The 8808-nt window shown below is 75.0% G+C and carries 8 protein-coding genes and 1 pseudogene; 4 read left to right on the forward strand and 5 right to left on the reverse strand.

Features of this window, described 5'->3' with window-relative positions; genetic code table 11:
* Positions 1–32 precede the first annotated feature (32 nt).
* Genes pdhA through ABTZ17_RS12350 form a run of 3 tightly spaced genes read left to right on the forward strand, consistent with a single transcriptional unit; the run spans position 33 to position 3486 of the window.
* Entirely contained in the window at positions 33–1166 is a 1134-nt protein-coding gene (gene pdhA, locus ABTZ17_RS12340; RefSeq protein WP_352195504.1) for a pyruvate dehydrogenase (acetyl-transferring) E1 component subunit alpha, read from the forward strand.
* Entirely contained in the window at positions 1166–2170 is a 1005-nt protein-coding gene (locus ABTZ17_RS12345; protein ID WP_352195505.1) for an alpha-ketoacid dehydrogenase subunit beta, read from the forward strand. Before pdhA ends, ABTZ17_RS12345 begins: the two co-directional genes overlap by 1 nt.
* Complete coding sequence (locus ABTZ17_RS12350; RefSeq protein WP_352195506.1) at positions 2170–3486, forward strand: dihydrolipoamide acetyltransferase family protein; 1317 nt, start codon at positions 2170–2172, stop codon at positions 3484–3486. The genes ABTZ17_RS12345 and ABTZ17_RS12350 overlap by 1 nt, the downstream gene beginning before the upstream one ends.
* A gap of 74 nt (positions 3487–3560) precedes the next feature.
* Here ABTZ17_RS12350 and ABTZ17_RS12355 read toward each other — a convergent pair whose 3' ends face one another.
* The 5 genes from ABTZ17_RS12355 to ABTZ17_RS12375 form a co-directional block, all read right to left on the reverse strand.
* On the reverse strand, positions 3561–4538 hold the full coding sequence (locus ABTZ17_RS12355; protein ID WP_352195507.1) for an NAD(P)H-quinone oxidoreductase: 978 nt from the start codon (positions 4536–4538) through the stop codon (positions 3561–3563).
* 99 nt (positions 4539–4637) lie between these two features.
* A complete protein-coding gene (locus ABTZ17_RS12360) occupies positions 4638–5729 on the reverse strand; it encodes a potassium channel family protein (protein WP_352195508.1) in 1092 nt (363 codons plus the stop codon).
* Positions 5717–7021, reverse strand: coding sequence for a molybdopterin molybdotransferase MoeA (locus ABTZ17_RS12365; RefSeq protein ID WP_352195509.1), 1305 nt, complete (start codon positions 7019–7021; stop codon positions 5717–5719). The genes ABTZ17_RS12360 and ABTZ17_RS12365 overlap by 13 nt, the downstream gene beginning before the upstream one ends.
* The gene (locus ABTZ17_RS12370) at positions 7018–7908 is read right to left on the reverse strand and encodes an NTP transferase domain-containing protein (protein ID WP_352195510.1); all 891 of its coding nucleotides are present in this window, start codon (positions 7906–7908) and stop codon (positions 7018–7020) included. Before ABTZ17_RS12370 ends, ABTZ17_RS12365 begins: the two co-directional genes overlap by 4 nt.
* 164 nt (positions 7909–8072) lie before the next feature.
* On the reverse strand, positions 8073–8609 hold the full coding sequence (locus ABTZ17_RS12375) for a bacterial proteasome activator family protein (RefSeq protein ID WP_352195511.1): 537 nt from the start codon (positions 8607–8609) through the stop codon (positions 8073–8075).
* A gap of 63 nt (positions 8610–8672) precedes the next feature.
* Between ABTZ17_RS12375 and ABTZ17_RS12380 the strand changes: the two are divergent.
* A pseudogene (locus ABTZ17_RS12380) lies at positions 8673–8808 on the forward strand (ECF transporter S component); the annotation flags it as partial.

Below are 8808 nucleotides of genomic sequence, written 5' to 3' on the forward strand. Positions count from 1 at the left end.
TGCCCGCTTCCCACGAGGAGGTGTACGCCGCCATGACGGTCCAAGAGCTGCCCGGTGCCGGAGCGGACTACCGTCCCACCCCGCCGCCCGCCTGGAGGCCCCGCACGGACCCCGCGCCGCTGCTCCCGGACCCCGAGCCCCACCGGGTCCTCGGCACCCCCGCGGCGGAACACCTCGACCCCGTGCTGATGCGGCGGCTCTACGCCGAGCTGGTCCGCGGCCGCCGCTACAACGCCCAGGCCACCGCCCTCACCCGGCAGGGACGGCTCGCCGTCTACCCCTCCACGGTCGGCCAGGAAGCCTGCGAGATCGCCGCCGCCGCGGTGCTCCAGGAGCAGGACTGGCTCTTCCCCAGCTACCGCGACACCCTCGCGGCCGTGGCCCGCGGCCTGGACCCGGTCCAGGCCCTCACCCTGCTGCGCGGGGACTGGCACACCGGCTACGACCCCCGCGAGCACCGCATCGCCCCGCTCAGCACCCCCCTCGCCACCCAGCTGCCGCACGCCGTGGGCCTGGCCCACGCGGCCCGCCTCAAGGGCGACGAGGTCGTGGCCCTCGCCCTGGTCGGCGACGGCGGCACCAGCGAGGGCGACTTCCACGAGGCCCTGAACTTCGCCGCCGTGTGGAAGGCCCCCGTGGTCTTCCTGGTGCAGAACAACGGCTTCGCCATCTCCGTCCCGCTGGCCAAGCAGACCGCCGCGCCCTCCCTGGCCCACAAGGCCGTGGGCTACGGCATGCCGGGCCGCCTGGTCGACGGGAACGACGTCGCCGCCGTCCACGAGGTCCTCTCCGAGGCCGTCCGCACCGCCCGCGCCGGCGGCGGACCCACCCTCGTCGAGGCGGTCACCTACCGCATGGACGCGCACACCAACGCCGACGACGCCACCCGCTACCGCACCGACGCCGAGGTGGAGGCCTGGCGGGCCCACGACCCGATCCGGCTCCTGGAGCGCGAGCTCACCGCCCGCGGCATCCTCGACGAGGCGGGCGTCGCCGAGGCCAAGGAGGCCGCCGAGACCATGGCCGCCGCCCTGCGCGACAGCATGAACGCCGACCCGGTCCTCGACCCGATGGACCTCTTCACGCACGTCTACGCGGAACAGACCGGCCAGCTGCGCGAGCAGGCCGCCCTCCTCCGCTCCGAACTGGAAGCGGAGGCCGAGTGATGGCCGCCACGGCTACCGCCGCCAAGCCCGCCACCATGGCCCAGGCCCTCAACCGGGCCCTGCGCGACGCCATGGCCGAGGACCCGACCGTCCACCTGATGGGCGAGGACATCGGCGCCCTCGGCGGGGTCTTCCGCATCACCGACGGACTCACGAAGGAGTTCGGCGAGGACCGCTGCACCGACACCCCGCTGGCCGAGGCCGGCATCCTCGGCACCGCCGTGGGCATGGCCATGTACGGGCTGCGGCCCGTGGTCGAGATGCAGTTCGACGCCTTCGCCTACCCGGCCTTCGAGCAGCTCTTCAGCCACGTCGCGAAGATGCGCAACCGCACCCGCGGGGCCATGCCCCTGCCGATCACCATCCGGGTGCCCTACGGCGGCGGCATCGGCGGCGTGGAGCACCACAGCGATTCCTCCGAGGCGTACTACATGGCCACCCCCGGCCTGCACGTGGTCACCCCGGCCACCGTGGAGGACGCCTACGGCCTGCTGCGCGCCTCCATCGCCTCCGACGACCCCGTCGTCTTCCTGGAGCCCAAGCGGCTGTACTGGTCCAAGGCGGACTGGAACCCCGCGGCACCCGCCGCGGTGGAGCCGGTGGGCCGCGCGGTGGTCCGCCGCCCCGGCACCTCCGCCACCCTGATCACCTACGGCCCCTCCCTGCCGGTCTGCCTGGAGGCCGCCGAGGCCGCCCGCGAGGAGGGCTGGGACCTGGAGGTCGTGGACCTCCGCTCCCTGGTCCCCTTCGACGAGGAGACCGTCGCCGCCTCCGTCCGCCGCACCGGCCGCGCCGTCGTGGTCCACGAGTCCACCGGCTTCGGGGGCCCCGGCGGCGAGATCGCGGCCCGGATCACCGAGCGTTGCTTCCACCACCTGCACGCCCCGGTGCTGCGGGTCGCGGGCTTCGACATCCCGTACCCGCCGCCGATGCTGGAGAAGCACCACCTGCCGGGCGTGGACCGGGTCCTGGACGCCGTGGCCCGCCTGCAGTGGGAGAACTGATGCCCCAGGTACTGGAGTTCAAGCTGCCCGACCTCGGTGAGGGGCTGACCGAGGCCGAGATCGTCCGCTGGCTGGTGAACGTGGGCGACGTGGTCGCCGTGGACCAGCCGGTGGTCGAGGTGGAGACCGCCAAGGCCATGGTCGAGGTGCCCTGCCCGTACGGCGGCGTCGTGACGGCCCGCTTCGGCGAGGAGGGCACCGAGCTGCCCGTGGGCTCCCCGCTGATCACGGTGGCCGTGGGCTCCGCCGCCGGCGCCGCCATGGCCGCCGGCGAGCAGACCGCCGCGGCGGAGGCCGAGACCGGCTCCGGGAACGTCCTCGTGGGCTACGGCACCGACCACTCCCGCCCGGCCCGGCGCCGTCGGATCCGGCCGCAGGCCGCCGCGCCCGCGCCGGTCCCCCCGGCCGCCGCCCCTGCCCCGGCGCCCGTGGCCGTGGTGCCCGCGGGTCCCGTGCCGGTGATCTCCCCGCTGGTGCGGAAGCTGGCCCGGGACCACGGGGTGGACCTGCGCGCGCTGACCGGCACCGGCCCCGAGGGGCTGATCCTGCGGGCCGACGTCGAGCGGGCCCTCGCCGAGGCCGCCGCCCCGGTCGCCCCCGCCGCTTCGCCCGCCGCCCCGACCCCGGCCACCGCCGAGCGGATCCCGCTCAAGGGCCTGCGCGGGGCCGTCGCGGACAAGCTCTCCCGCAGCCGCCGCGAGATCCCCGACGCCACCTGCTGGGTGGACGCGGACGCCACGGAGCTGATGGCCGCCCGCGCCGCCATGAACGCCGCCGGCGGACCCAAGATCTCCGTGCTCGCCCTGCTGGCCCGGATCTGCACGGCCGCCCTGGCCCGCCACCCGGAGCTCAACTCCACCGTGGACACCGAGGCCCGCGAGATCGTCCGGCTGCCCTCGGTGCACCTGGGCTTCGCCGCGCAGACCGAACGGGGCCTGGTGGTCCCGGTGGTCCGGGACGCCGACCGGCTCAGCCCGGAGGGCCTCTCGGCCGAGTTCGCCCGGCTCACGGAGCTGGCCCGGACCGGCAAGTTGGCCCCGGCCGACCTGACCGGCGGCACCTTCACCCTGAACAACTACGGGGTGTTCGGCGTGGACGGCTCCACCCCGATCCTGAACCACCCCGAGGCCGCCATGCTCGGCGTCGGGCGGATCGTCCCCAAGCCCTGGGTCCACCAAGGCGAACTGGCCGTCCGTCAGGTGGTGCAGCTCTCCTTCACCTTCGACCACCGCGTCTGCGACGGCACCGCCGGCGGCTTCCTGCGCTACGTGGCCGACTGCGTGGAGAACCCGGCGGTCCTGCTCCGCACCCTCTGAGCCGATCCGGATCGCGCCGGTGCCCTCCTCCCCCCACGCCGACGGGGAGGAGGGCACCGGCGCTCCCGCCGCGCTCAGAAGGTGAGCAGCACCTTGCCCACGTGGGTGCTCGCCTCCACGATCCGGTGCGCCTCGGCGGCCTCGGTGACGGGCAGCCGCGCGTGCACCACCGGCCGGACCCGGCCCGCCTCGATCAGCGGCCAGACGTGCTCGCGGACCCCGGCCACGATCGCGGCCTTCTCGTCCAGGGGACGGGAGCGCAGGGTGGTGGCGGTGACGGCGGCCCGCTTGGCGAGCAGGGCGCCCAGGTTCAGTTCGGCCTTGCGTCCGCCCTGGAGCCCGATGACGGCCAGCCGGCCGTTCACGGCCAGCGCGCGGATGTTCCGGTCCAGGTACTTGGCGCCCATGATGTCCAGGATCACGTCCGCCCCGGCCCCGTCCGTGGCCTTCTCCAGCTCGGCCACGAAGTCCTGCTCGCGGTAGTCGATCAGGATGTCGGCGCCCAGCTCCGCGCAGCGGGCCAGTTTCTCCGGGCCGCCCGCGGTGACGGCCACCCGGGCCCCGACGGCCTTCGCCAGCTGGACGGCCATGGTGCCGATGCCACTGGCCCCGCCGTGCACGAGGAAGGTCTCGGCGGGCCGCAGGTGGGCCACCATGAACACGTTGGACCAGACGGTGCAGACCACCTCGGGCAGGGCGGCGGCCGTCACGAGGCCCACGCCCGCGGGTACGGGCAGCAGCTGTCCGGCGGGCACGGCCACCTTCTCGGCGTAGCCGCCGCCGACGAGCAGGGCGCAGACCTCGTCGCCGACGGACCAGCCGGAGACCCCCGGGCCGAGGGCGCTGATCCGGCCGGAGCACTCCAGGCCGGGGTAGGGGGAGGTGCCGGGCGGCGGATCGTAGAAGCCCTGGCGCTGGAGGAGGTCGGCGCGGTTCACGGCGCCGGCCGCGACCTCCACGAGGACTTCGCCCTCGCCGGGCACCGGATCGGGTACGTCGGTCCAGCGGAGCACTTCGGGTCCGCCGGGCCGGTCGATCGTCATCGCATGCATGGCCGGAGGGTACGTGAGACGCGGCGGTGCCCCGCCGGTCCGTGGGGTCCGGCGGGGCACCGTGGCGTGCGGGGCCGTCAGGGCGGCGGGCTCCGGCGGCTATTCGGCCGGGCCGAGGGTGGCGGCGGGCGGGGCGGCCCGCTGGATGACGATGACCCGGTCGGTGAGTTGGAGCGGGCTCGCGTGCGGGTCGTCGTAGGCGAGGAGCCGGTGGCCGCGGAGCACGCTGACGACGAGGTCCTCGGTCTCGCGGACCGAACGACCGGCCTCGGCCCGGGTGACGGGGCGTTCCAGCAGGTCCAGCCCGCTGCCCTGCTGGATGAGGTCCTCCATGACGGCGCCCGCGCTGGGGCTGAGCAGGGAGAGGCCGAGCAGGCGGCCGGCGGCGCTGGCGCTGGTGATGACGGAGTCCGCGCCGGACTGCTTGAGCAGCGGGGCGTTCTCCTCCTCGCGGACCGCGGCGACGATCTTCGCGCCCTTGTTGAGCTGCCGGGCCGTCAGGGTGACCAGCACCGCGGTGTCGTCCCGCTGGGTGGCGATGATGATCTTGCGGGCCTTGTGGATCTCGGCCCGGAGGAGCACGTCACTGCGGGTGGCGTCGCCGATGACCCCGGTGAAGCCTTCGGAGTTGGCCACGTCGATGACCTTCGCGCTGGGGTCGACGATGACCACGGACTCCTTCTTGAGTCCGGTCGCCAGCAGGGTCTGCAGGGCGGAGCGCCCCTTGGTCCCGAATCCGACGACGATGGTGTGGTCGCGCAACTGGTTCCTCCAGCGGTTCAGCCGCCACTCCTCCCGGGTCCGCTCGGTGAGGACCTCGAGAGTGGTGCCGACCAGGATGATCAGGAACAACACCCGGAGCGGGGTGATGAGCAGGATGTTCATCAGCCGGGCGCTGTCGCTGTAGGGGACGATGTCGCCGTAGCCGGTGGTCGAGAGGGTGACCGTGGCGTAGTAGACGCAGTCGAGGAAGTCGACGTTGTCGTTGGCGTTGTCGTGGTACCCCTCGCGGTCCAGGTAGACGATCATCACCGTCGTGAACAGGACCATCAGGGCGAGCAGCAGACGCTTGGTCACCTGCCGCAGGGGTCGCTCCACTTCCCGGCGGGGCAGTTTCACCCGGCGGGCCGCCTGGCTCTCGTCGGCCCCCCGGGCCATGGCGTCGTGGCCGGGCAGTTTCACGTGAAACATCCTCCTGTGGCCCATGGCAGGTCGAGGACGTCGAGTTCCTGGCCGGCCCGCGCGCCGTGCGGGGGGACGACGGCCAGGCCGTCCGCGGTGGCGATGCCGCGCAGCATCGCGGGCCCGTTGTAGTGCAGGGGTAGGGCGTGTTCGGCGTGCAGCCGGACGGGGACCAGCCGGGTGTGGCGGGGGTGGCCCTGGACGTCCTCGCGCACCGGGGCGGTGTACCGGGGGCGGGGCGGCAGCCCGGCCCGGGCCCGCAGCAACGGTTCCGCAAGGGTCAGCAGCCCCGAGACGGCGGCGAGCGGATTGCCCGGCAGCCCGACCAGGTGGCGGCCGTGGCCGAGCCGGGCGAGCAGCATCGGGTGCCCGGGGCGGACGGCCACCCCGTCCACCAGCAGTTCGGCCCCGGCCTTGCGCAGCACCGGGTGCACGTGGTCCACCGGACCGGAGGCGGTGCCGCCGGTGGTGACCACGAGATCGGCGGCGGAGCCGGTGACGGCCTCGTGCAGGGCCCCGGCGTCGTCGCCGAGCCGGCGGACGCCGATGACCTCGGCGCCCAGGGCGGTGAGCCAGGGGCCGAGCATCGGCCCGAGGGCGTCGCGGATCAGCCCGTCGTGCGGCAGCCCGGCGGTGAGGAGTTCGTCCCCGAGCACCAGGATCTCGGCGCGCGGCCGGGGCCGGGTGGTGAGGGCGTCGTAGCCGGCGGCCGCGGCGAGACCCAGGACGGCCGGGGTGACCGGAGCACCCGCGGGCAGCAGCAGGTCACCGGTACGGCACTCCTGGCCGCGGGGGCGGATGTCCTGTCCGGTCAGCACCGGCCGGTCGGCGTGCAGCCGGTCCTGCTCGTCGGTGCGGGCGTGCTCGCTCCGCAGGACGGCGGTGGTGTCGGCGGGGATCCGTGCCCCGGTGGCGATGCGGACGGCCTCGCCGTCGGCCAGCGGAGCGGGCCGATCCCCGCCCGCCAGGACCCCGCCCTCGCGGACGCGCCAGGGGCCGGGCCCGGCCAGGGCCCAGCCGTCCATGGCGGAGGTGTCGAAGGAGGGGAGGTCGGTCAGGGCCTCCAGGGGGGCCGCGAGGACCTCGCCCAGGGCCCCGTCGAGGGGGACGGAGCGCGGCGCGGCCGGGTCGGCGGTGCCGGCGTGGGCGGCCCGGGAGCGCGCCTCGGGCCAGGGCACGGCCCCGTGCGGTCGCTCGGGCCGGGGGGCGGCCGGCGCGGCGGGCGCCCGGGTGTCCCGGCTGACCAGGTCCAGGGCCTGCTGGACGGCCGCCTCGTCGGCGTCCTGACCGAGCGGGCTCATCCGGCGCCCCGCTCTTCCCCGGGCGCGTCCGCCTGCGGGGCGGCGGTCCGGGAGGCTTCCGCCGCCTCGGCCTCGGCGGCCCAGCGCAGGGCCAGCGCGGAGGCCCGGCGGGTGGCCTCCTCCAGGGAGAGCCCGCCCGCTCCGGCGGCGTAGCCCACCAGGAAGGTGGTCAGCGGGGCCGCGGGCCGGGCCACCCCGTGGGCGGCGTCGCGGGCGAGGTCGAGGAGGGCCTTCACGTCGACGTCGAGGTCGAGGCCGAGCTCGGTCTTGGCTGCGGTGATCCATTCGTCCAGCACGTTCCCATGCTCCCTGATCCTGGCGCGGGCCGTCGCGAGATCCTCCCAGGTGTCGCAGTCGAAGGAGGCGAGCGGGGCGGCCTCGACGCGGTCCGCGGCCAGTCCGGAGGTGAGCAGGCGCAGCGGCAGGCCGTGCAGGGTGCCGTACTCGGTGGCGATCAGGGCGAGTTCCCGGCGCAGGGGTTCGGCCCGGTAGGCGGCGACGAGCGGCTGCTCGCGGCCGTCGGCGTCGATGACGAGCACGGCCTCCGGGCGCTCCGGGGCGGTGAGGCCGTCGAGCAGGGCGCCGACGGTGTCGGGGCCCAGGAAGGGCAGGTCGGCGGAGAGCACCAGGACCGTGTCGGCGGTGCCGTGCCGGAGGCCGGCCTCCAGGGCGGCGAGGGGGCCGCCGCCGGGCGGGTCCTCGCGGGTCCAGACGACGGGCCGGGCGGTGGGGCGGCGGCCGCCGACGACCACGGTGGTGTCGGCTTCCCTGCAGGAGTCGAGGACCCGGTCCAGGAGGGTGCGGCCGCCGACGCTCAGGGCGGGTTTGTCGGCCCCGCCGAGGCGGCGGGCCGCGCCCCCGGCGAGGACGATCGCGTCGAAGCTCATGCCCCGAGTATGGCGCGCCCGTCCGGCGCCACCGGAGCCCCGCTTAGCTCCCCTTTACCGAGGGAGGGCGGGCGGCGGAAAGGCCGCAGGGCCCGCCGTGCGGCGGGCCCTGCGGGTGCGTGCGGTGCGGCGGTCCGGGACGGGGCCCGCCGTGGTGCCGGGTGTTACAGGTACGGGCCCGAACGGACCGGACCGTGGTGCTCGTCGTCGTCGCCCTGCGAGGCGCCGGGCGGCAGGGCCCGGCGCATCTGCTCCAACTGGGCCCGCGCGGCCATCTGCTGCGCGAACAGGGCGGTCTGGATGCCGTGGAACAGGCCCTCCAGCCAGCCCACCAACTGGGCCTGCGCGATGCGCAGTTCGGCTTCGGAGGGAATGGCTTCGTCGGTGAAGGGAAGGGAGAGGCGTTCCAGTTCCTCGACGAGCTCGGGGGCGAGCCCGTCCTCCAGCTCCTTCACGGAGCTGGCGTGGATGTCCTTGAGGCGGACCCGGCTGGCCTCGTCCAGAGGCGCGGCGCGGACCTCTTCCAGAAGTTGCTTGATCATGCTGCCGATGCGCATGACCTTGGCGGGCTGTTCGACCATCTCCGTCACGGGGACCTCGCGCGACTCGTCATCGTCGCCGCCGACCGCCATCCCGTCCTGGCCCACGATGAGGACCTTCGGGGGGCTGTCCTGCGACCGTTCACTCCTCGGCATCTCCATGCCGCCATTCTCTCGTACAGCTTCTTTCCCACACGGTGTGCCCCCGCGGGCGGGTGATCCACCCTGCTCGGGGGTACGGGATCGCGCCGGAGCGCGCCCCGCACCGGCCCGCGCGCCGGCATCGTCATCGCCCTGGCCGCCCTCCTCGGCGTCCTCGCCTTCTTCTGGCCCTTCCTCGTCGCCCCCGGCACCTTCGGCT

Origin of the sequence: Streptomyces sp. NPDC097619 (assembly GCF_040302735.1) — a bacterium.
In the GTDB taxonomy this organism is placed as follows: Bacteria; Actinomycetota; Actinomycetes; order Streptomycetales; family Streptomycetaceae; genus Streptomyces.